This is a genomic window from Candidatus Vondammii sp. HM_W22 (assembly GCF_022530855.2).
Classification (GTDB): Bacteria; Pseudomonadota; Gammaproteobacteria; order Chromatiales; family Chromatiaceae; genus Vondammii.
Window position 1 is genome coordinate 1781695 of record NZ_CP099567.1, and the last position, 21800, is coordinate 1803494.

A 21800-nucleotide genomic window follows, 5' to 3' on the forward strand; every position below is an offset into this window, starting at 1 on the left:
ATGGATCTTTGAGGATTTACGCTGGATCACTGGATGAAACTTCCTGCTCAAAAAAATGCTCAACATCAACAATATCCCGAGTACGCCCCATCGGCGGCATACTGGCAAGAAAAACATGTCCGTAACTCTTTTTCAGCAGCCGCGGATCGCAGATCACCAAAACGCCCCGGTCCTGCTCATCCCTGATCAACCGTCCTGCCCCCTGCTTCAGAGCGATAGCGGCCTGAGGCACCTGATACTCCATAAAAGGATTACCACCCTTTTTTCTCAAGGCATCGATGCGCGCCTGAAGTACCGGATCTCCTGGTGAGGCAAAAGGCAGTTTATCGATAATCACACAGGAGAGGGCCTCACCCCGCACATCCACCCCCTCCCAGAAACTGGCGGTCCCCAGCAAAACGGCATTACCGAGTTCACGAAAACGCTCCAACAGCTCCCCCTTGGGGGCTGAACCCTGAACCAGCAGTGGATAGGTTACCCGATCCTCCAAGGATGCTGCCGCCTCACGCAGAGCCCGGTGGCTGGTAAAGAGCATAAATGCACGCCCCCGGCTCGCCTTCAATACCGGCACAGCCACCTCCAGCACAGCCTGTATATATTCCGGAGAGCGCGGCTCAGGCAATCCCCTGGGGACAAACCAGAGCGCCTGACTGGGGTAGTCGAAAGGGCTCTCCCAACAGGCAGTCTGAGCATCAGACAAACCCAGCTGTTTCTGGAAATGGGTAAAACTATCACCCACGGCCAGAGTCGCTGAAGTGAAAATCCAGCTTCCATGACGGGATGCCATTTGAGCCTGGAACAGTTCGGATATATCCAGCGGAGTCCGGTTCAGGCGAAACGTCTGACGAAACGTCTCGAACCAGCGGACATTACCGCTATCCGCTTCGTTCTCATCACAGAAATTACCCAAATCCAGGGCCAGAGCCTGACAACGGTCAAAGCAGCTCTCCAACCCTTTTCCGCGATCTTTCACCACTTCCAGCAACGAGGCCAGAGCGGAGAGTGACTCTCTCACTTTAGCCAGCGCAGCTATCACACTCTGGTCATTTTTGATCTCATTCCAGCTACCACGCCGAATATCGAGGCCAAACATCAATCGCAGATCTCGCACCGCTTTGCTAAGAATGGCAGTCTGTTCCGGGATCTCTTTCAGATCACCGGTCTCTTTCTGATACTCTGTTTCGGTATCGCGGGCCAACTCCAGAAGCTGGCGGCCACTCACCGTTGCTCCAAAGAAGTCACCGGCCACCTCCGGCAACTGATGGGCTTCATCGACAATAAAGCAGTCGGCATCCGGTAGCAGCTTACCAAAGCGACCCTCTTTCAGCGAGAAATCGGCACACAGCAGGTAGTGATTAATCACCACCAGGTCAGCTTCCTGAGCTCGCCGCCTTGCCTCTACCAGGTGGCACTCACTGTGTGAAGGACACTCCTGACCCAGGCAGTTGTCTGTGGTTGAGGTGACCAGAGGCCAGATCCCCGAATCCTCCGGTATATCGTTCAGTTCAGCAATATCACCGGATTTGGTTCGGCCGGCCCAACCCTGGACCTGCATCAGCTGATCCACCATTTCACGAGAATTAAGGCGTCCTTCCAGCAGGGCATTCTCCATCCGATGGGTACAGAGATAGTTGGCCCTGCCTTTTAACAGCGCTACATTTACCGGTGTTGCCAATGCATCCCGTACCAGGGGAAGATCCCGGTGAAAAAGCTGATCCTGAAGGTTTCTCGTGCCTGTAGAGATGATCACTTTCTGGCCGGAAAGCAGTGCCGGCACCAGGTAGGCAAAGGTCTTTCCTGTGCCGGTTCCGGCTTCAGAAATCAGCACCCCTCCCTGCTCCATGGTCTCCATCACCCGGCTCGCCATCGCCTCCTGCTGGGGTCGGTAGCTATAGCCTGTTACACGACTCGCCAGCTGCCCTTCAGGGCCGAGAATTTCATGGATATCAAGCATAGTCAGAGGGTCAGCCAGTTTGGTTGTCCCAGACCTCCGGCTCCAGGCCATCTTCGCGGGTCCAGGCGAGTCGGCCGATAATCTTGAAACGGGCAATGGACAAAGCACCACGGCGGGCACGGCTGCTACTAGATTTCTCTATATACTCCAGTAACTCTTCCCGTTCCGCCTGATATATTTCATAGGGTTCGTACTCTTCATCCATGAGTACCAGCACCACAGCATCCCAGAGTTGATCCACTTTGATCTGGCCAATACGCTGACCCGATTTACTTTCGTCAAAGATGGTTCGGCTCTTGATCTGAAATACGCAGATTATCCCGTGCCGGGTCTACCGCGTCATAGCCTCCAACCGACGCCTCCACAGGCTCCAGTTGAAGCAGACGGATAGCATCATGCAAGGCAATCTCGTTGCTGATACCTGGCAGGGGTTTACCCATGGTCCTTCGGTATTCAGCCGCAAGCTGGCGTGCCTGGCTAATCAGTTTGTCGGCGGCATAGATGCTTAAGCCGATAAATATCCCAATATATCAATAGCTTTCATGGCATATTATATCTTAAATCGATGCGCTCTGCCTGCTTCAGTTTAAACCTGGAATCGGTGATTGATTACTGATCCCAGGCTAATGAAGCATTCGTGCCTTACGATCAGCCACTCTGGCACCGGCGACATCACCCGCCCCGCGTCGTGCTCTGGCTATCAGCCGCCAATTATCTCTCTTCAATGCAATATCGCCACCTGCCAACGCCATGGATTTCATCGCAAGGTCTGCTGCCGGACTGATCCGTCCCTGGGAAAAGCGCAGATGAGCCAACTGGTTCCAGAGATGGGCATTGCGTGGCTCAATCCTCAACGCACGCTCAATAGTCGCCACGGCGGCCGTCAGGTCTCCGGCCGACTCAAGGAGCTGTGCTTGCGCGACCAGGGAGGTAACTGCAGAACTGTGAACAGGAGCAACCGCCTTGGGTACCGATGGTTCATAGGCCCGGATCTGGATATTTTTATCCTTATCCGCCGGCTGGGTTACAGTGGATGATGGCTGCTGTACCGGCCTCTGCACTGATGAGGCGTCGGCAACCGGGGCAACTGGACGTTTTGTGGTACCAGCACAGCCGACCAGCAGCAGACAACCTGAAATGCAGATAAAAAAATTGTTTACTCTCATTCAAAAAAACTCCGAAACAGTCGCTGAACCGGGCCATTTCCCACTCCTGCACAGGAGGATACCGTAGTTGGTTCAGAGCCCGCAATAAATGGATATTGCCGGGCATTGCTGCAACCCTCATCGGCAAGAAAACCGGATTCAGGGTCAACCCAGACCGTCTCTACGGATTCGGGTTTCAACAGATCCAGAGGTGCCGGCTGCAGTCTGCGCATCATATCACCCCAGATCTGCAGTGCCCCTTTTGAGCCGGTCAGTCCAGCCGGGCGGTTATCATCCCGTCCAACCCAGACCACCGCGACCCGGTCACCACTAAAACCGGCAAACCAGCTGTCGCGCAGATCATCCGTGGTTCCCGTCTTGCCGGCCAGATTGAGATCACTGTTGATATAGTTAGACAAACGCTGGGCGGTCCCACTGCGGACCACCTCCTGGAGATTGCGATTCAACAGGTAAACCGGACCCGGGGGAACCGCCTGACGGACGGTCAGTGGGTATCGCTGGAGTGGCTTGCCATCATTCGATTGAATACCACGAATAGCCCGCAGGGGTGAATAGAATCCACCGGCGGCAAACGTCTGGTAGAGCTGGGCAACTTCAAGAGGCGTGAGGGAGACAGCGCCCAGCAGCATAGCCGGAACCGGGGTTATCGGACGGCTGACACCCAGACTCTGGAGCAGATCAGCCACCTGATCAAGGCCTATCTCCATGCCCAGCCTGACCGTAGCCAGATTATATGAGCTGGCCAGAGCCTGATGCAACGGCACCTCGCCATGGGACTGTTTATCATAATTATTGGGACGCCAGACTTTACCATTTTCGACACGGATAGAGATCGGGCCGTCATCCAACGGAGAGATCAGTGTATAGCGCTCAGGCTGCATCAAGGCAGCCAGATAAACAGCGGGTTTCACCAGCGAACCAATGGGACGAAGCGCATCCAGAGCCCGGTTAAAACCGGCAAAACGGGCGTTCTTCCCACCAACCAGAGCACGTATCTCACCGCTTTCGCTATCCACCAGGACGGCAGCACTCTGCAATTGATCCTTTGGCAACCGATACTGCCTCTCCAACTTCTTCAGACGTTCAGCAACCGCCTGTTCCGCCTGCTGCTGGACCCAGGGGTCAAGGGTGGTAAAAATACGCAATCCTTCCGAGGTAAGATCCTCCTTGCGGTAGTCCCGGCGCAACTGATGCCTGACCAGATCCATGAAGGCAGGATAATTACCACGGCCGCTGCCCTTTCTGTCGGTAACGCCCAACGCAGCTGCCTTGGCATTTTTTGCCTGGGCACGGGTAATCGATCCCAGCTCGAGCATCACATCCAGCACCCGGTTACGCCGTTTTTTCGCCCTTTTCGGGTGACGGCGAGGGTCATAATAAGAGGGGCCGCGTACCACGGCTACCATCAGCGCAAGTTTCGGCAGGTCCAGTTCCTCCAAGCTTCTGTTAAAATAGAAGTGGCTGGCTAGGCCAAAACCGTGAACGGCACGTCGCCCATCCTGCCCCAGATAGATTTCGTTGGCGTAGGCCTCAAGGATCTCATCCTTTGAGTAGTGTGCATCCAGCATCATCGCCATTGCGGCCTCTTTCAATTTGCGCCACAGGCTTCGTTCACGGATCAAATAGAAATTCTTCACCAGCTGTTGAGTCAGGGTACTCCCTCCCTGAACCACCCGCCCCGCCCGGAGATTGGCCCAAACCGCTCTGGCAATCGCCTTGGGATCGACACCGCTGTGCTGATAAAAAGAGCGATCCTCCATGGAAATCAATCCCTGAACCAGCTGTTGTGGCAAAGTTCTCCGCTGGACCAGCACCCGGTCCTGGTTGTGGGCCGGATAGATACTGCCAATCTCAGGAGACCCCAGACGGACCAGTGCAATCTCCCCTCCCGCCACTTTCTTGATCTGACTCAAGCGTCCTGCTTGAAACCTTATATCCAGGTAGCGAGGCGGTTCATCGCCATCGAGAAAACTGAAGCCCCGGCTACGCAATAAAAAGCGGTTACCGTTTCGAGACCAACTGGCTGATTTTTTCGGATGCTTTACCTTGTGGTATCCAAGACTCTTCAGTTCAGCGACCAGATGTTCAGGTGTCAGGTCTTTTCCGGCATAGAGTTCAAGGGGCTGTCCAAAAACTCTTGCCGGTACTGCCCAGCGTTTACCCTCAAATTTTTTGCGGACAGTGTGATCGAGATAGAGTAGATAGATACCTGCAACCAGGGAAAACAGAAGCCCGATGGCAAACAGCCTCAACAGCCAGCCACGCCCTCCTTTCCGTGCTTTTTTATTGGGACTGCTGCGGCGGCCTGAACGGCGTGCGGCCGGTCTTTTCCCGGGAGATTTGCGAGATCGTTTGGAGGTTTTGGACATTGGCTATGGGCTACTTCATCTCTAGGGGAAACTTCTTCAGATTTGCGGCGATAATCATATTGAGTCCATAAGCCCACTCCGACACCCCGGGCAACAGGGGCACATAGGGTCTAAACTTGTAATCTCTCGGTGATATTAAGAACGGACACCTTATCTTCACCCAGCAACGCGGTTAGAACAAACACCTCTTCGACCGCATTATTTCCCATCGCCAGACATCCGCTGTAGACGCTCTCTCCATGAATGAAGACATTGTCTCCGAGTGAACGCCGCCGGTCAAACTAGGCTCTTTCCCGGTCAAAATCATTCGGGTAATCAAGCTTGGTGGGTAGGTGAAATGCACTATTGGGATTCAACCCACTCGATTCGATAGAAACCTTCGGGTACCTGACGGTCCCCTTCACGCAGTTTCGGATCAGCATGACCGCTCATGCCCTTGATGCGATAGTCTCTGATGTGTACCCAGCGCCCATAGCTCCATCAGACGGGTATCTTTGAAGGTAGCCAGGGAGATGGCCTGGGGAGGCCACCCAACATTGGCAAAACAAAATCAGGGTATCAGGCGCTGCGCCACCTTTTCACGATACTGTTTCAGTACATCATCACTTTCCTAGAAGTTTCGGCGAGAGCAACATCACTCAGCATTGGAACAATGAGAAAAAAATGACGCATAAAGCGCATAGATAATAAGCTAGAAATGCCCGGGAGATATTACCTCATAGTCAGAGACCCGCACCTTGAAACCAAGTGAATCTTAACAACGGCTGCACCTGACACTCCTTCGAGGCAATATTGACAATCAATATAACATTTCGACTATAATTTTGGGGTAGTCGGATAACTTTGCCTGCTGATGATACGTTCTGATAACAAGGATTTCATCCATGACGCAAGGAAATATACGCGTCTTCATAGGGCACCTGATTCCATCAACCATACGTAATCTTGACAAAGAACTAAACCGCGGCTGGCTCGGACTACCCATGATTAGGAACGTCAAGACTGAATAGCTGCTCGATCATGAGCATTCTCGACAAGGACACAGGAATTACCGAGCGCCATGAAATCTCGCCATCCAGTTCAATCCAAAAAGTGATGGGGCAACTCAATGGTTTCCTGTTACACGGAAAGCAGGTAGAAGTACGGCAATACATTAACCGTTCCCCTTACCATGACCGCAGGCAACATCTGAATAAGATCGATATAGACCGGGAGCTGGAGCAGGAACGCCGTGCAAATAACCGGTGCAGGCCACACCTGCATATTGAGGCACAACGGAACCCAAAATACGCAGGAGTGAACAATTTCTCACGTATCCACTAAATAGTCGACCCTGAAATATTCATAACGCAATGATTTATATAAAATAAGCGTCTAAATTTGATAAAATAAACGTCCGAGAAAGGAGTAAAAGCAGAGAAAAACTGGACGAAACAGAGGTGGATAATTGAGCAAACCCAAGACAGACAATCCCAACCAACAAAGTTTCCTGCACCAGAACTTACTGGATCAACTGAACCCCAAGCATCCATTTTTGCTATTGGCCAGACAGATAGACTGGTCATATTTTGATGCTGAATTTGCCCCGCTTTATTCTCATCTTGGAAAGCCCTCAAAACCGATCCGCCTAATGGTGGGCCTCTCGATACTCGAGCATCTGGAAGATCTCAGTGACGAGGTTCTGATTCAACGCTGGATACAAAATCCCTACTACCCGAGTTTTACGGGTGAGATCGAATTCCAATGGCAACTTCCTTGTGACCCCTCCGACCTGACTTACTTCAGAAAGCGTATTGGCAACGAAGGTTTTGAAAAGGTCCTGGCTGCCTCTATCGCCTTACATCAAGAAAAGGCGATCGAAGATAAAATGTGTATCGACACTACCGTACAAGAGAAAAACATTACCTTTCCAACTGATGCAAAGCAGTACCGAAAGATACACGGGCAGTTACTCAAGATGGCCCGAGCAGAAGGTATCGTGCTCAGTCGAAGCCATGAGAAGGAAGTAAAAAGTCTCAAGCTCCCCACCCGATTTGCCACACATCCGAGGAATCGTAAAAAGGCACGTAAGGCCGTCAAGCGATTAAAGACCATCAGCGGCCGATTACTGCGTGAAATACAGCGTAAGATGACCGCAGAACAACAGAAATTCTATGCAGAAAAGTTCGCCCTGTACCAGCGCATGCTGAATCAGAAGCGTGCTGATAAAAACAAGTTGTACAGCCTACATGAACCTCATGTTTACTGTATGAGCAAAGGCAAGGCCCAGCAGCGTTATGAGTTTGGCACCAAGGCATCAATCACCACCACAAGGGACGCGGGCATTGTGATTGGTGCCCTGGCTTTTGAGAAGAATGTATTTGATGGTCACACCGTACCTGAGGTCTTGGCACAGGTGAAACGTCTCATCAATCGAGTACCCAAAGTGGGTATGCTGATCGAGGTTATCGGGGCAAATCAAAGGTTAATGACACCCAGATAGTAACGCCAAAGCCTGCTAGGAAGAATACCTCAGAAGAAGCCATGGCATTAATTATCGACTACAGTTAACGCTCTGATTCGTCGCCCGTTGAACAGTTGATCTGCGACAAAATCCATACTCCAGAACTGATCAATATGAGAGAGCTCCGGCCTGTCCATCCGGTGTGTGGCGGCAACTCGACGCCTTGATCGTTTGCGCCTTAGATTCAGGCCCTCCTCACGATAGATGCGCAACACACGCTTATGATTCATCCGCCAGCCTTCACGCTGCAATAGAATATGAATGCGTTGATAGCCATAACGAACCCGGTCTTTGGCAATTCTTGCGGTAGACCTCAGCCTGATACTTCGGGACGGCTAGTTATTTCATTATCTATTGATCAGTGCTTTCATCTCCACCACAGCAGAAGCCAATCCGGAAAAGAGCGCTCTGGCTATGATGGAATGCCCGATGTTGAGTTCTTTAATTCCCTGAATAGCGGCTATGGATGAAACGTTATGATAATCGAGGCCATGGCCCGCATTGATCTGGAGCCCGAGTTTATTTCCATACTCAACCGCTTGCCGGATTTTATCAAATTCAGTCTGACGGCTTTGGCGGTCAGATGCATCAGCATAATGGCCCGTGTGAACTTCGACTACGGGAGCGCCCACCTCGACTGCAGCTTCAAGCTGCTCAGGGACAGCATCAATAAACAGCGATACACGAATATTTGATTCGGCGAGAGCGATACAATAATCAGCTAGATATTCCTGATTGGTCAGGACGTTCAATCCACCCTCTGTAGTCAACTCTTCACGGCTCTCAGGAACTAAACAACAATCTTCTGGGCTGATCTTTTGGGCAATTGTCAGCATTTCATCGGTAGCAGCCATTTCTAGATTCATCCGGGTTTGCAGTGTATTGCTTAGTAAATCCACATCTCGATCTTGTATATGGCGTCGGTCTTCCCGAAGGTGAATAGTGATTGCATCAGCACCTGCCTGCTCGGCTACTAGGGCAGCCTGCAATGTTTCCGGATACCGGGTTCCCCGTTGCTGACGTAAAGTTGCAATGTGATCAATATTAACGCCGAGAAGCATTTCATTCAGGTTTTTCATACGATAGTTCACTTGATTGTAGCTAACTGTTCTAGTAGTTTTGCTAGGGGCTATCATCGGCAGCCATGATGGATTGGGGCAGCATGGCTAGAATCTACGGCATATCAGCTGTTTGCGTATTTCCGGCATCCCAAAAGAGGCTCCAAACCCTCATGCCGACAGTCTTTGGCGTGCATACCGCCTGTCAAGGACGTAGCCGCTGCGCGGTGATTTACCTTTTCTACCCACTCGATGAGGGGAAGAGTCTAGAAAACTATCTCTTCAGCTGGTTTTCTGAAAAGATGTTTGAAATAGCTCTCTGCTTTTCAGAGGTTTATTACCCAAATAGAATGACAATATGCGCCGCATTAACGCTCTGGCTTCTTTTGTTCCCTGCTTGTCCAACTGAGCGTTGTTGCTGAGCGAGAGTAAAGTTTTACCCTATGTTATACCACTCACCCCTATTAGTAGCGGGAACTGGACCTTTTTCTATCTGATAGTAATATCCCCGATCTGAAATGAGGGGCATTTCACTTTCTACATCCAGGTTCAGGATTAATCCATAACCCAGTTGTTCAAGTAATTGGATTTCAAAATATCTTAATACGGGTTCATGTAAAGTTGTCTGAGATAATTGTGACAATGTGCTGGAATAAATGCCAAATAACTCTCCATGTGGATCATGGCGTTGAAGCAGTCGCATAAGAAGCTCATTGATATAGAACCCGCAATAGAGTGATCTGCCATGCAATTCAATGGCATGCCCTTCCGCCTCGTATCCGAGTAATGATTTCACTTCCCCTTTTCCGCTCCATTTAAGACTCAGTGGTATAAAGGGTTGCAGTATTGCTGCGTTCGAACTGCGTGTTCCCCTATACAGACCCTTGGCAATAGCGGGAAAACGTCCATGGCGAAGTGTCAGGCATTCAACCAATGCCCCCTGATTGGCGTAAGGCCTGCGGTGGAGAAGAAATGCCGGTTCCATCTCAGACATAAGACACTGATTACCAGTACTTATCCCTTGATTATCGATGCAGGTTAATCGTTGTATCCAAGACGGCTCAGCGCCGCTTTATCACTGGACCAGCTTTTCTTGATTTTTACCCAAAGCTGGAGAAAGACTTTTTTCCCAAAGAGTTTTTCCATCTCCAACCGTGCCTGAGTGCCAACCGCTTTCAACGCTTCGCCCTTGTTACCGATGATAATATTTTTCTGTCCAGGACGCTCGACCCAAATAAGGGCACTGATTCTATAAAGTTCACTCTCCTCCACGAACTTCTCAATCTCCACCGTCAATGAATAGGGTATCTCTTTGGCATAACGCCTTGTCAGCTGTTCCCGTACAAACTCGGCGGCAAAAAAGCGCTCAGGCCGATCAGTGAGCTGGTCCTCTGGAAAATAATTATCACCTGCCGGCAGAAAAGAGAGAACTCTATTTTCAAGGGTTGGGATATTATCGCCTTTTAGTGCTGATGCAGGTATCACTTCCTGAAAATCGTAGAGCTGAAAAATTTTAGCCAGGAAGGGCAAAAGTAACTCTTTTTTCTTGATGGTGTCTATTTTATTAACCACCAGAATAACTGGCGTATTTAATTTTTCTATCAATTCAAGAACAGCCTTGTCTTCTTCTGTCCAGCACAGCGCCTCCACAATAAATAGCAGCAGATCCACATCAGCCAACGCACTTCTTGCCGTTCGATTCAGATAACGGTTCATGGCGTGATCGGTACGCTGATGTATCCCAGGTGTATCTACATAAATAACCTGGCCATTATCGAGGTTTTTTACACCGAGTATACTGTGTCGTGTGGTTTGTGGTTTATGTGAGGTAATCGCCAGCTTTTGCCCAATAAGCCGGTTGAGCAGCGTGGATTTACCAACGTTTGGCCTGCCAACAATGGCGCAGTAACCGCAGCATCTCTGGATTGACTTACTCACTTTTCAATCGATTCCAGCAGCATTTCAGCGGCATTCTGTTCCGCATTTCTTCGGCTGCTTCCGGTGCCCAAGGTTTCCAGATTTAGTTCATCAATATAGCAGCAGACAGTAAATGTCCGCTTATGCTGCACACCGGTTGTAGTAACGATACTGTATTTTGGAAGTTGCATTTTCTTAGCTTGTAAATATTCCTGCAATCTGGTTTTAGGATCTTTTAGTTGTGAATTTATCGATAGATTAGAGAGCTTCTGATTGAATAATCTGAGAATTAGCTGACGGGATTCATTATAGCCACTATCCAGGTAGACCGAGGCTATGAGCGCCTCAACAGCATCGGCAAGAATGGAGCTGCGGGATTCCCCTCCACTGCGTAATTCACCAGGACCCAGATTGAGATATTTCCCCAGCTCCAACCCTCGTGCAATTTCTGCAAGTGAGTCTCGTTTAACCAAGCCGGCTCTCAGTCTGCTCAACTCACCCTCATTTGCTTCGGGGAAGGTGTTAAACAGTTCATCTGCAATAACAAAGCCGAGAATAGCATCACCCAGAAACTCATAGCGTTCATTATTGATGCTGCCGGCACTGCGATGAGTCAGGGCAACATCAATCAGTCCACTGTTATGAAACTCGTAGCCAATTGCCTGGGTCAGGCGATCTGCAGATTCTCTCAATTAGCCACCAATTTAGCGTTATCAGAGAAAGAGACCAGGATATCGATATTTCCAACCATTTTTTTCTGCACGGTATAGGCAACAGTAACATCAAGAATCCCTGGACTCTTTTTCACTGTTATATTTTCACGCTTGAGGTCATATATACCATTGGTATTCAATCTGTGCATAATTATGTATTTTACCTTTGAGGCAGATTTCTGTGTGATCAGAGGCTCGTCTTTCAGGGACTCGACAACTTGTTTGATCGCGTAGTGCTCCAGATAGATAGACCCGGTCTTTAATCCGAGCGAGGAAAAAAAGCCAATTAACGCCAATACCACCAGCCCGCCGCTAAAGGTCATTCCCTGCTGTTTTTTTATCGTATATGACATACCTTACCCCTCCCTCCATTTCTAAGGAGCCTCTGATCAATTCATGAATCGATGCATGGCGGCTGAAATCTCCCGACTCTGTGCTGAAAACGCTTAGCAATACAGTGTTACCAACAATTCTCGCCTTGATCTTGAAGATTCCAATCTCGTCATCATATCCATCCAGAATTAATCAGAGGCTCCCTAATTGATTCCATTACCTATGCGATTCCATGCGATTGGGAATCCTGATTGGTTGGAATCCCAACTCATCCATATGCCAAATGCTTTTCCCACTAAATTTTCTTCCGGCACCAATCCCCAGCATCTGCTGTCATTGCTGTTGTCTCGATTATCGCCCATAGCAAAATAGTGACCTTCCGGAACGGTGATGGCTCCCCGCTGCAACACTTGGCAACCATAGCCAAAATCAGGAGTCATAGGATTGATCAGTACGGAGTGGTCAATATCACCCAGGGATTCCATATTTTCAAACACCCCGGTCTCTCTTGAACCACTACCCGTGCCAGTGTAAACTCCAACGGGTGTCTGCTTCTGAGGTTCAGCATTGACATAGACAACTTTATTACGATAAGAGATCTTGTCTCCAGGCACGCCCACTACTCTTTTAATGTAGTCGACCCGAGGATTCTGTGGGTATTTAAACACCACAACATCACCTCTTTTCGGTTCGCCCAGCTCAATAATTTTTTTATTGAGTACCGGAAGCCGTATCCCATAGGTGAATTTATTCACCAGGATGAAATCACCAACCAATAGGGTTGGCATCATTGAGCCGGAAGGTATTCTGAACGGCTCAACCAGGAAAGAACGCAATACCAGTACGGCCAGTATGACAGGGAAAAAAGAACGGGAATACTCCACCAGTATCGGCTCATTAACCTGCTCTGATTCACCCTGATCAGCACGCCGTGACGAAGCAAAAAATAGCCTGTCAACCAGCCATATCAGGCCCGTTACAAACGTGGCAGCAACAAGGAAGAACGGAAAATCAAAATTCATAACATCATATTCTCATAATATTTTCGTCATTGATTTGGGTTAATTATCTTTCCCAACACGCAGAACCGCAAGAAATGCCTCCTGAGGAATCTCTACACTGCCCACCTGTTTCATACGTTTTTTACCCGCCTTCTGCTTTTCCAACAATTTCCGCTTTCTGGTGATGTCACCACCATAGCACTTTGCAGTCACGTTTTTTCGCAGGGCTTTAACCGAAGTGCGCGCAATAATTTTACTCCCAATCGCCGCCTGAATGGCAACATCGAACATCTGGCGGGGAATAATCTCTTTCATTTTAACGGTTAATTCACGGCCACGTGATTCGGCGTGGTCACGATGAACAATCAGAGAAAGGGCATCAACTTTCTCACCATTGATCAGGATTTGCAGTTTGATCAGCGGTGCTGCATCGAACCGTTTAAATTCATATTCAAACGAAGCGTAGCCTCTGCTGACTGATTTAAGGCGGTCAAAGAAGTCGAGCACCACCTCATTCATCGGTAAGTCGTAAGTAACCTGCACCTGTCCACCAAGATATTGCAAGTTTTTCTGTGTGCCACGTTTCTCAATGCAGAGTGTAATAACACTGCCCAAGTACTCTTGCGGTACCAGAATGTGAGCCCCAATAATGGGTTCCCGTACTTCAGCGATATAGTTTGGCTCAGGAAGATCGGCAGGATTATCAATCATGATAATCTCACCATCTGTCTTCTCTACCTCATAGATCACCGTTGGAGCAGTGGTAATGAGGTCCAGGTCATATTCACGCTCAAGGCGCTCCTGAACAATCTCCATATGAAGCATGCCCAGGAATCCGCAACGGAAACCAAATCCCAATGCCTGGGAAGTCTCCGGCTCAAATTGCAAAGCGGCATCATTGAGTTTGAGCTTCTTCAATGCTTCACGAAAATTTTCATAGTCACCCGAGCTCACGGGATAAAGACCGGAAAATACTCTTGGTTGCATCTCCTTAAAGCCTAGCAGGGACTCCTTGGCAGGCTGGTCGGCCAGTGTGATCGTATCACCCACCGGCGCACCGTCAATATCCTTTATCCCGGCGATGACAAAACCCACTTCACCAGCGCTTAAAACCTTTTTATCTTCACGTTTGGGGGTGAAAACTCCCACTTTCTCAACCAGAAAGAAGCGCCCAGACGACATGATTTTCATCTTCTGCTTTGGTTTGATCGAGCCATTCATCAGCCTGATCAAAGATATAACGCCGACATAAGGGTCAAACCAGGAATCAATGATCAGTGCCTGCAAAGGGCCATCCGGGTCACCCGTGGGAGGCGGAATGACATCAACCAACCGCTGGAGGAGTTCAGGAATACCCAAGCCGGTTTTAGCACTGACTCTGAGTGCGTTTCCCGCATCCAAACCGATAATTTCCTCAATCTCATTAATCACCTTTTCCGGATCAGAGGCAGGAAGATCAACCTTATTCAGCACCGGCATTACTTCCAGATCCTGCTCAATAGCGGTATAGCAATTGGCTACGCTTTGCGCTTCTACTCCCTGTGCCGCATCAACTACCAGCAGAGCACCTTCACAAGCGGCCAAGGACCTTGACACTTCATAGGAAAAATCAACATGACCCGGAGTATCGATGAAGTTGAGTTGATACATCTCCCCATCAGCGGCCTTGAAATGCAATGTGACACTCTGGGCCTTAATTGTGATGCCGCGCTCACGCTCAATATCCATGGAATCGAGAACCTGGCTCTCCATTTCACGGGCAGTGAGGCCCTCACACAGCTGAATAAACCGATCGGCAATCGTTGATTTACCATGGTCAATGTGAGCAATGATCGAAAAGTTGCGTATATGCTTTAGGTCGGTCATCAGTATTTAATTGCCATTAGGCTATTTAGCGTGCCACTGCACTAGTTTAACAGCAAGCATTAATAATATTTTCTAAATCCATTGAAAAAAAGGACCTTTTCTTTTAGAAAATTCCCAATTATTTAAATTATCTCAAAGATTAAAAATCAATGTGCCTATATAGTATCTTAGATTGGCTTCTCCTAAAACAGTCGGGCCTATATTGCTCATACAGAAAGTCGCTTTAAATGCTGCTCTAATGCCACAGGGTCCAGGTAGTAATTGCAGATGGCTTTGCCACCCGCTTCCAATACCGGAATTAAAAGGCCGTATTTAGTTTTCAGTTCAGCGGTACTGTCTATATCAACCAGATTAACTTCAAACGCAGCAGTGTCTGCGCGAATCTGCTCCAGATGCTGCCACATATCATCGCAGAGGTGGCAGCCTTGTCTGTAGTAGAGATATAACCGGGTGCTACTCAAATTGACTACTCTTCAGGTACTTGCAGAGCAAGGAACATCGGGCCTGAGCGGCGAAAAACGAGTACCGCTACAGTTCTCCCTCTAGGCAATTTTTCCAGTTGAGCCTCAAACGCCTGAACACTATCGACTCGCTGATAATTGATCATCTGAATGACATCTCCTTGTCGGATATCGGCGGCCTGTGCCGGCCCGGATGACACTTTTTCTACCAGCACGCCTTTGCTTGTCTCCAGTTTGAACTGTTTCTGCAGTGTACTGGTGATATCAATGACATCGATTCCAAGCAGGTCCTGTTCAGCTTTCCCTGACCCCCTAGACGCTTTCTCTATGTTTTCATCTTCTTCGGGCAGTTCACCAATACTGACATTGATCGTTTTTCGTTTGCCATTGCGCAATATCAGTACATCAGCATCTCTATCAATACGGCTGGAACCTACAAGCGGTGGAAGCATGGTGGAGCTATGCAGTTGTTCACCGTTGTATTCGAGAATAATATCACCGGCCACCAGCCCTGCCTTTTCTGCCGGGCTGTCGGGAAGAACCCGGGCAATCAAGGCACCCCGGGGATGCTTCATGCCAAAGGAGTCGGCAAGCTCACGAGTAACATCCTGGATCAGTACGCCAAGCCAACCGCGGCTGACGCTCCCTTTCTCTTTTAATTGCTCAGCAATATTCATCGCCATACTGATTGGAATGGCAAATGAAAGGCCCATAAAGCCGCCTGTTTGGCTGTAGATTTGTGAGTTAATTCCTACCACTTCCCCTTTTAGATTGAACAGAGGGCCACCGGAGTTACCAGGGTTGATAGCCACATCGGTCTGAATAAATGGCACATAATTTTCGCTGGGGAGACTACGCCCCTTGGCACTGACAATGCCTGCTGTGACAGAGTGATCAAAGCCAAACGGAGAACCAATGGCCAAGACCCACTCTCCGACCTTTAAATCATCATCTTTCTGAATTTTAACCTTAGGCAGTTCCTTGGCTTCAATTTTCAGCAGGGCAACATCACTGCGCTTGTCAATACCAATAATTTTCGCAAGATACTCCTGACGGCTGTTAAGGCGGACTAAAATCTCATCTGCACCTTTGACCACATGATAATTGGTCAGGATATAACCATCCTCTGAGATGATAAAGCCAGAACCGAGGGATTGGGCGTTATACCTTTTAGGCGTCTCACGCCCCTCTGGCTGTTGACGAAAGAAGTGGTGAAAAAATCCATTCCACGGGCCGTCTTCAGATAAATCCGGTATCCGATAGTCGTTTCTTAACCGGCTGCGGACAGATTTATGCTCCCTAGTACTGATATTGACAACCGATGGGCTGTTTTCAGTGACCAGTTCGGTAAAATCCGGGAGATGCTCTGCATTGAGACTGGTTGATGCCATCAGCATCAAGAGAACGATCCCGACACGGGTAATATGGCTTTTTGACAACAAAGCGCGCATACAAAACTCCTTTAAGTTAAATCTTCACCTAGTGATTCAGCTAACTAAAACCAACAGATATTTTTAATTCATCAGTGCAGCGTAATATTACTGCCTGGTATCTTTTGTCCCGACTGATTCTGGTAGCGTAGAACTTAAGCCAGATCAATCCTGCAGACAGACCCAGTAGACCGCATAAAATGGTCACAGGTTCCGTTGAATTAAAATTAAGTGCTACGGCAAACCTCTCCCCCGCAACTGAGAAGAGAAGCAAAAGAAGAAGTGGCATAATGTAGAAAACAAATGAGGTTTTTGTGAGCGCTGTTTCTTCCAGGCCGACAACAACTCTCTCGCCGAGCTTGGCATCAATGGGGTTTAAAACGCGAATGACTGTCCGGCGTCTGCCCATCACTTTTACCAATGCCGATGTGCCGCAAGCCGACTTGGAGGAACATTCACCACAGGTAGTGCTGCGCTGAGTTTCAACCGTTGCAAATTCACCATTTGTCGCTGTAACAAGAGCGGTCTCTTCAATCATCGATCTGTCGCCGGAGAGATCTGGCTACGAGCTCTACCGTCAATGAGGGAACTTCACCTACTACAGTAATCTGATAGCCATTATATTCAGTACCAAAAGCATTAACCGCACCAATGACTGAATTACCTCTTAATCCGGATACTTTGATACTTTTTTCCGCATAGAGAGAGAGTGAAGCTAAACCATCCGAAATGACAAAATGATCAATCTCAGGTCCGCCTATTTCAATGGATTTTCGGGCATGAAGGGTGACTGAGAATCCCTTTGGCAAATTACTGAAGTCCCATCCATCCTCTCGTGCATCCTGCTGCAGCCAAGTAACTGGTTTCTGCTGAATCCATGAGTAGTCTTCTTTGCCTACAATGGCGGCTTCAGCCAGATCTTTAACACTATCGTCAACATTCAGGTGTGTGAACATGACTTGCGAGACAGCATTACCGGAGGCGTTAAGCATGTCCGTTTTCAGTGGCAGGATATGGCTCTTATCCAGATAGATTCTGTAACCATAGCGATAATCATCTTTGGGAATAATACCAACGACAATTGTGTCTCGATTGGCCACTCTCTCCTCTCCCAGCAGAAAGAAGGTATAATAAGCGGAGAGCTTATCCAAATCCATGAAAAACACCGCCGTGAATCCTCTGCCAACAATTCGATTACCGATGGAAATAGATTTTGAATCCGGGGTGATACAGGTGACGGATACGTCATCACGAACGACTTCACGGGCGGCACCATTCAGAGATATCAGTCGTTCTCGCTCACCACCATTATGCAAGGTGTGGATGACCTGCATGCTCTCCAGCTGATTGCCGTGGAGTAAAACAAAAGTGCCTTCATAATTGAGCGTATGAACTGCCGTAACCATTTTCTTCAGCAGCTCTCGGACTTCATGGTTTTCTGATTCTGAAGAGAATGCGGCAGAAGCGGATGCCGCCATGATAAAAGCGGCAAAAAAGAGGCGAAAAGGCATATTACCAACGGTTCGGGTCGTAGCTGACAAAAGAGGTATAAGGAAGAACCCCACTCATGCCGTTTTGCGATGCGAATCCATTATGATCCACCAAATAACGATTCAGTCTCGATTCCACTTCCGGTTTTGCCAAATTCTTCCAACGTGTTCCTGTCTGGCGCAGATAGGGTCTTTCAGGAGCTGTTGCAGCGATTTGAAGCCCGACCCCATCCTCCATGTCGCTGAATTGTGGAAAGGTAAATACCGCCATTACTGCAACCGAAGCTGCCAGTACGGCACCTGCTGCCGGGCGAATCCAGCGATTATCCCATCCACAGCCAACACCGCACACCTTTCTTCCCGATGTTGCAATGATTGCCGGTTCAAATTTCAATCTTTCACGTACATTGTACGCAACACTGTCTGCCGAAATTCGTACAGCCTCTCCCCGCAGCGCATCACCAATAAAATGATAACTGCCCCAGGCTCTGCGTAATTCCAAATCATCCTTAATTCGATTCAGAATATGATTGAGTTGATTGGACGAAAGTTCATCGTCCTGCAAGGCTGAAAGTTGCTCATTGATTTGGTCAGTCATGGTGGTATCTCGATATCGTCGAAACTTGTTGGGTTGTGGTATTTCATGACAATAGCGGCTTTAGTCGCGTGTCAATGGCCGCCCTGGCCCGGAAAATTCTTGATCTTACGGTGCCAACCGGACAATCCATAGCGTTTGCGATCTCCTCATAGCTTAATCCTTCCAGCTCCCTTAGGGTAATCGCTGTTCTTAGATCTTCCGGCAGATCATCAATTGCCTGCCGAACAGTCTCCGCAAGTTCTGCTTCCAGTAGACGATTTTCCGGCGTTGCATGCTCTTTCAGTCGAACACCAACATCAAGTTGTTCTGCAGTATCAGCATCAATATCGGTGCCGGGAGGCCGACGCCCCTGGGCAACGAGAAAATTCTTTGCTGTATTGATAGCAATACTGTAGAGCCAAGTGTAGAATGCACTATCACCACGGAAATTAGGCAGGGCCCGATACGCTTTTATGAACGTTTCCTGGGCCACATCAAGTGTCTCGCTTGGATCTCTTATATAGCGAGAGACTAAATTAGCCACACGCTGCTGGTATTTCAGAACCAACAGATCGAAAGCCTTTTTGTCGCCGCGCTGTACGCGCTCAACCAACTCCTGATCTACTTGTCGCTCGCCCATCCGGGTTGACCCCCTGTCGGCAAGCACGTTTCCATATTCACTCTGAATTGACACCCTTTACTGGAATAAGTTCTTAAAAAAATTTGCGGTTCATGCCGCATGGATTCTACACTAATTATCAGTATCTGAATAATGACTCGAAGGGAGGTTTCCAGTAAACCCCGATGGCCAGAAATAATCCCTACAAACATGATGTCCTGATTATCGGAAGTGGCGCTGCCGGACTTAGTCTGGCCCTGCGCCTTCCGGAAGAAACACAGATTGCAGTTATCTCCAAGCGGGCATTGTCCGAAGGTAACACCTACTACGCCCAAGGGGGAATTGCAGCCGTACTCGACGCTGATGATTCACTGGATGCCCATGTTGAAGACACACTGGATGCGGGCGGTGGCCTCTGCGACGAGGAGACTGTTCGTTTTGTTGTCGAACATGGCCCGGAAAATATCCAATGGCTGGTGGATGAAGGCGTCGGTTTCACCAAAGAGCAGGCATCCAATGCGCGTCACCACTTGACCCGGGAAGGCGGTCACTCCCACCGCAGAGTGATACATGCTGCAGACTCCACCGGTCGTGTAGTGGAAAGCACCCTGGAGCAGAAGATAAGGGTTAGAAAGAATATTTCGCTGTATGAAAACCATAACGCGATCGATCTGATTTTATCTGGCGATCCAAAACCAGCGGGGAACCGCTGTTTGGGCGCTTACATCATGGATACCGAATCCGGAAGGGTCGATACCTTTCAGGCAAAACTTACTGTGCTTGCAACAGGAGGCGCGAGTAAGGTCTACCTTTATACCAGCAATCCCGACGTCTCCACCGGAGATGGCATTGCCATGGCATGGCGTGCCGGCTGCAGGGTTGCGAATATGGAATTCATCCAATTCCATCCCACTTGTCTTTATCACCCCCACGCAAAATCCTTTCTTATTACAGAAGCGCTGCGTGGCGAGGGGGGTAAGCTATTGCTTCCCGACGGCACTCGCTTTATGCCGGCATTTGATAAGCGCGCGGAACTGGCACCTCGGGATATTGTGGCTAGGGCCATTGACCACGAAATGAAACGGCTGGGAACAGACTGTCTGTATCTGGATATTAGCCACAAGCCGGCTGAATTTATCCATCAGCATTTCCCAACCATCTACTCCAAGTGTAAGAAGTTCGGAATAGATATCACCCGTGACCCTATTCCGGTAGTGCCCGCAGCACACTACACTTGTGGCGGAGTCATATCCGATTCCCGCGGCAGGACGGATACTTCGAATCTATACGTTATTGGTGAAACTGCGTATACAGGCCTTCACGGCGCCAACCGTATGGCAAGCAATTCCCTACTGGAGTGCCTGGTTTTTGCCCAACAGGCGGCGGCGGATATCTTTTCCAGGCTGGACTCCACGACCACTCCGCAGGAGGTGCCGCCATGGGATGAGAGCCGAGTAACCGATTCAGATGAGGAGGTGGTGGTCTCGCATAATTGGGACGAATTGCGTCGCTTTATGTGGGACTATGTCGGTATTGTACGCAGCAACAAACGCTTGGCGCGGGCCAGACGCAGAATCAACCTGTTGAGCCATGAAATACGCGAGTACTACGGCAATTTCAGGGTAACCCATGATCTGCTTGAATTAAGAAACCTAGTCGAAGTTGCTGGACTTATCATTCAATCAGCGCAAAACAGAAAAGAGAGTCGAGGTCTCCATTTTATTACTGACTTTCCAAAACGCGATGAGAAATTCCAGCGAAGACCGACCATATTGATACCAGACAACTATAACCCTGAATAATATCTGAGTTGCACCCGCAATCTGCGCAGGAAATCGTCCTCTGCACTATCCGGCAACAGGATGATGGTCCGACGTCCGAGCCTGCTCAGCCTGAACCTCAGCACGAGCAACCAAGGCGAAACATAATTGCCGCTCAACAACTTTGCCTGGTAACAGGTTTTCAGTCTATCTGTCAAAATCCACGTTGCATCCGGCACTCGTTCAAGCTTCTGTATTGCCCGGTCCCTTTTGAAATTGAGATGAGTGTGCCAATTGAAGACAAAACTCAGCAAAACAATAGCGGCGAGTATCCAAACCATCGCTGATTGAACTGAAATAAACGGCAGCACCAATAACACGGATCCGTGTAGAAGAATAATGTAAACCGCGAGATAGCGTGATGGAACAAGCGCCAGATGAATTGGTTGTTGCGATCTTTTCATCACACTCCTTGTGATGGCTAGGATAGTCGCCCCTGAAGTATCAAGCTGAGGATCTGATTCTTCGCTCATTTTTGAATAATCATTCGATTCCCCGCTAAGGATTGGTCTGAGAAATTGAA

General features: G+C 48.9%; 22 protein-coding genes and 1 pseudogene. 3 read left to right on the plus strand and 20 right to left on the minus strand.

What is annotated here, in order from left to right; all coding sequences use genetic code 11:
• Window positions 1-16 precede the first annotated feature (16 nt).
• The 5 genes from MN084_RS09950 to mrcB form a co-directional block, all read right to left on the minus strand.
• Window positions 17-1954, minus strand: coding sequence for an ATP-dependent DNA helicase (locus tag MN084_RS09950; protein WP_241086528.1), 1938 nt, complete (start codon window positions 1952-1954; stop codon window positions 17-19).
• Between the two features lie 10 nt (window positions 1955-1964).
• On the minus strand, window positions 1965-2195 hold the full coding sequence (locus tag MN084_RS09955; RefSeq protein ID WP_241086527.1) for a hypothetical protein: 231 nt from the start codon (window positions 2193-2195) through the stop codon (window positions 1965-1967).
• Between the two features lie 37 nt (window positions 2196-2232).
• Window positions 2233-2394: a hypothetical protein gene (locus MN084_RS09960; RefSeq protein WP_241086526.1), complete on the minus strand. Its 162-nt coding sequence runs from the start codon at window positions 2392-2394 to the stop codon at window positions 2233-2235.
• 183 nt (window positions 2395-2577) lie between these two features.
• Complete coding sequence (locus tag MN084_RS09965; RefSeq protein WP_241086525.1) at window positions 2578-3120, minus strand: tetratricopeptide repeat protein; 543 nt, start codon at window positions 3118-3120, stop codon at window positions 2578-2580.
• Window positions 3117-5489, minus strand: a complete 2373-nt coding sequence (gene mrcB, locus MN084_RS09970) for a penicillin-binding protein 1B (RefSeq protein ID WP_241086524.1) — start codon at window positions 5487-5489, stop codon at window positions 3117-3119. Before mrcB ends, MN084_RS09965 begins: the two co-directional genes overlap by 4 nt.
• Window positions 5490-6509: 1020 nt before the next feature.
• On the opposite strand from mrcB, the gene MN084_RS09975 reads away from it, so the two are divergent.
• Window positions 6510-6812 carry a hypothetical protein gene (locus MN084_RS09975; RefSeq protein ID WP_241086523.1) on the plus strand — a complete coding sequence of 101 codons (303 nt, stop codon included), beginning with the start codon at window positions 6510-6512 and terminating at the stop codon, window positions 6810-6812.
• Between the two features lie 124 nt (window positions 6813-6936).
• On the plus strand, window positions 6937-7971 hold the full coding sequence (locus tag MN084_RS09980) for an IS5 family transposase (RefSeq protein WP_330178007.1): 1035 nt from the start codon (window positions 6937-6939) through the stop codon (window positions 7969-7971).
• Window positions 7972-8021: 50 nt separating this feature from the next.
• Here the strand turns inward: MN084_RS09980 and MN084_RS09985 are convergent.
• The 14 genes and pseudogenes from MN084_RS09985 to rpoE all read right to left on the minus strand — a co-directional run.
• A pseudogene (locus tag MN084_RS09985) lies at window positions 8022-8291 on the minus strand (IS3 family transposase); the annotation flags it as partial.
• Window positions 8292-8339: 48 nt separating this feature from the next.
• Window positions 8340-9071, minus strand: coding sequence for a pyridoxine 5'-phosphate synthase (pdxJ, locus tag MN084_RS09990; protein WP_241086521.1), 732 nt, complete (start codon window positions 9069-9071; stop codon window positions 8340-8342).
• Window positions 9072-9486: 415 nt separating this feature from the next.
• Window positions 9487-10035: a DNA repair protein RecO gene (recO, locus tag MN084_RS09995; protein ID WP_241086520.1), complete on the minus strand. Its 549-nt coding sequence runs from the start codon at window positions 10033-10035 to the stop codon at window positions 9487-9489.
• A gap of 53 nt (window positions 10036-10088) precedes the next feature.
• A complete protein-coding gene (gene era / locus MN084_RS10000; RefSeq protein ID WP_241086519.1) occupies window positions 10089-10988 on the minus strand; it encodes a GTPase Era in 900 nt (299 codons plus the stop codon).
• Window positions 10985-11659 (minus strand): ribonuclease III, encoded by a 675-nt coding sequence (gene rnc / locus MN084_RS10005; RefSeq protein WP_241086518.1) that lies wholly within the window; start codon window positions 11657-11659, stop codon window positions 10985-10987. Before rnc ends, era begins: the two co-directional genes overlap by 4 nt.
• Entirely contained in the window at window positions 11656-12033 is a 378-nt protein-coding gene (locus tag MN084_RS10010; protein ID WP_241086517.1) for a DUF4845 domain-containing protein, read from the minus strand. Before MN084_RS10010 ends, rnc begins: the two co-directional genes overlap by 4 nt.
• A 183-nt stretch (window positions 12034-12216) precedes the next feature.
• Window positions 12217-13035, minus strand: coding sequence for a signal peptidase I (lepB, locus tag MN084_RS10015; RefSeq protein ID WP_241086516.1), 819 nt, complete (start codon window positions 13033-13035; stop codon window positions 12217-12219).
• Between the two features lie 39 nt (window positions 13036-13074).
• A complete protein-coding gene (lepA, locus tag MN084_RS10020; RefSeq protein ID WP_241086514.1) occupies window positions 13075-14880 on the minus strand; it encodes a translation elongation factor 4 in 1806 nt (601 codons plus the stop codon).
• A 206-nt stretch (window positions 14881-15086) separates the two neighbouring features.
• Window positions 15087-15341, minus strand: a complete 255-nt coding sequence (locus MN084_RS10025) for a glutaredoxin family protein (protein ID WP_241086513.1) — start codon at window positions 15339-15341, stop codon at window positions 15087-15089.
• A gap of 5 nt (window positions 15342-15346) precedes the next feature.
• Complete coding sequence (locus MN084_RS10030; RefSeq protein ID WP_241086511.1) at window positions 15347-16792, minus strand: DegQ family serine endoprotease; 1446 nt, start codon at window positions 16790-16792, stop codon at window positions 15347-15349.
• Between the two features lie 40 nt (window positions 16793-16832).
• The gene (locus MN084_RS10035) at window positions 16833-17309 is read right to left on the minus strand and encodes a SoxR reducing system RseC family protein (RefSeq protein WP_241086510.1); all 477 of its coding nucleotides are present in this window, start codon (window positions 17307-17309) and stop codon (window positions 16833-16835) included.
• Complete coding sequence (locus tag MN084_RS10040) at window positions 17302-18282, minus strand: MucB/RseB C-terminal domain-containing protein (RefSeq protein ID WP_330178008.1); 981 nt, start codon at window positions 18280-18282, stop codon at window positions 17302-17304. The genes MN084_RS10035 and MN084_RS10040 overlap by 8 nt, the downstream gene beginning before the upstream one ends.
• A 1-nt stretch (window position 18283) precedes the next feature.
• Entirely contained in the window at window positions 18284-18859 is a 576-nt protein-coding gene (locus MN084_RS10045) for a sigma-E factor negative regulatory protein (RefSeq protein ID WP_241086507.1), read from the minus strand.
• Between the two features lie 43 nt (window positions 18860-18902).
• The gene (rpoE, locus tag MN084_RS10050; protein ID WP_241086506.1) at window positions 18903-19478 is read right to left on the minus strand and encodes an RNA polymerase sigma factor RpoE; all 576 of its coding nucleotides are present in this window, start codon (window positions 19476-19478) and stop codon (window positions 18903-18905) included.
• A 164-nt stretch (window positions 19479-19642) separates the two neighbouring features.
• Between rpoE and nadB the strand changes: the two genes are divergently transcribed.
• Entirely contained in the window at window positions 19643-21259 is a 1617-nt protein-coding gene (nadB, locus tag MN084_RS10055) for an L-aspartate oxidase (RefSeq protein ID WP_241086505.1), read from the plus strand.
• Here the strand turns inward: nadB and MN084_RS10060 are convergent.
• Window positions 21244-21750: a protein YgfX gene (locus MN084_RS10060; protein WP_241086504.1), complete on the minus strand. Its 507-nt coding sequence runs from the start codon at window positions 21748-21750 to the stop codon at window positions 21244-21246. The genes nadB and MN084_RS10060 overlap by 16 nt on opposite strands.
• Window positions 21751-21800: the final 50 nt, after the last annotated feature.

What these genes read in the sequence shown, in the direction of transcription:
- MN084_RS10035 (WP_241086510.1), bottom strand. Translation starts at nt 17,309, where the DNA reads ATGATTGAAGAGACCGCTCTTGTTACAGCGACAAATGGTGAATTTGCA.
- mrcB (WP_241086524.1), bottom strand. Translation starts at nt 5,489, where the DNA reads ATGTCCAAAACCTCCAAACGATCTCGCAAATCTCCCGGGAAAAGACCG.
- MN084_RS10060 (WP_241086504.1), bottom strand. Translation starts at nt 21,750, where the DNA reads ATGAGCGAAGAATCAGATCCTCAGCTTGATACTTCAGGGGCGACTATC.
- lepA (WP_241086514.1), bottom strand. Translation starts at nt 14,880, where the DNA reads ATGACCGACCTAAAGCATATACGCAACTTTTCGATCATTGCTCACATT.
- MN084_RS10045 (WP_241086507.1), bottom strand. Translation starts at nt 18,859, where the DNA reads ATGACTGACCAAATCAATGAGCAACTTTCAGCCTTGCAGGACGATGAA.
- lepB (WP_241086516.1), bottom strand. Translation starts at nt 13,035, where the DNA reads ATGAATTTTGATTTTCCGTTCTTCCTTGTTGCTGCCACGTTTGTAACG.
- MN084_RS09965 (WP_241086525.1), bottom strand. Translation starts at nt 3,120, where the DNA reads ATGAGAGTAAACAATTTTTTTATCTGCATTTCAGGTTGTCTGCTGCTG.
- rpoE (WP_241086506.1), bottom strand. Translation starts at nt 19,478, where the DNA reads ATGGGCGAGCGACAAGTAGATCAGGAGTTGGTTGAGCGCGTACAGCGC.
- MN084_RS09950 (WP_241086528.1), bottom strand. Translation starts at nt 1,954, where the DNA reads ATGCTTGATATCCATGAAATTCTCGGCCCTGAAGGGCAGCTGGCGAGT.
- MN084_RS10010 (WP_241086517.1), bottom strand. Translation starts at nt 12,033, where the DNA reads ATGTCATATACGATAAAAAAACAGCAGGGAATGACCTTTAGCGGCGGG.
- nadB (WP_241086505.1), top strand. Translation starts at nt 19,643, where the DNA reads ATGGCCAGAAATAATCCCTACAAACATGATGTCCTGATTATCGGAAGT.
- MN084_RS09960 (WP_241086526.1), bottom strand. Translation starts at nt 2,394, where the DNA reads ATGGGTAAACCCCTGCCAGGTATCAGCAACGAGATTGCCTTGCATGAT.
- recO (WP_241086520.1), bottom strand. Translation starts at nt 10,035, where the DNA reads ATGGAACCGGCATTTCTTCTCCACCGCAGGCCTTACGCCAATCAGGGG.
- MN084_RS09975 (WP_241086523.1), top strand. Translation starts at nt 6,510, where the DNA reads ATGAGCATTCTCGACAAGGACACAGGAATTACCGAGCGCCATGAAATC.
- pdxJ (WP_241086521.1), bottom strand. Translation starts at nt 9,071, where the DNA reads ATGAAAAACCTGAATGAAATGCTTCTCGGCGTTAATATTGATCACATT.
- MN084_RS10040 (WP_330178008.1), bottom strand. Translation starts at nt 18,282, where the DNA reads ATGCCTTTTCGCCTCTTTTTTGCCGCTTTTATCATGGCGGCATCCGCT.
- MN084_RS10030 (WP_241086511.1), bottom strand. Translation starts at nt 16,792, where the DNA reads ATGCGCGCTTTGTTGTCAAAAAGCCATATTACCCGTGTCGGGATCGTT.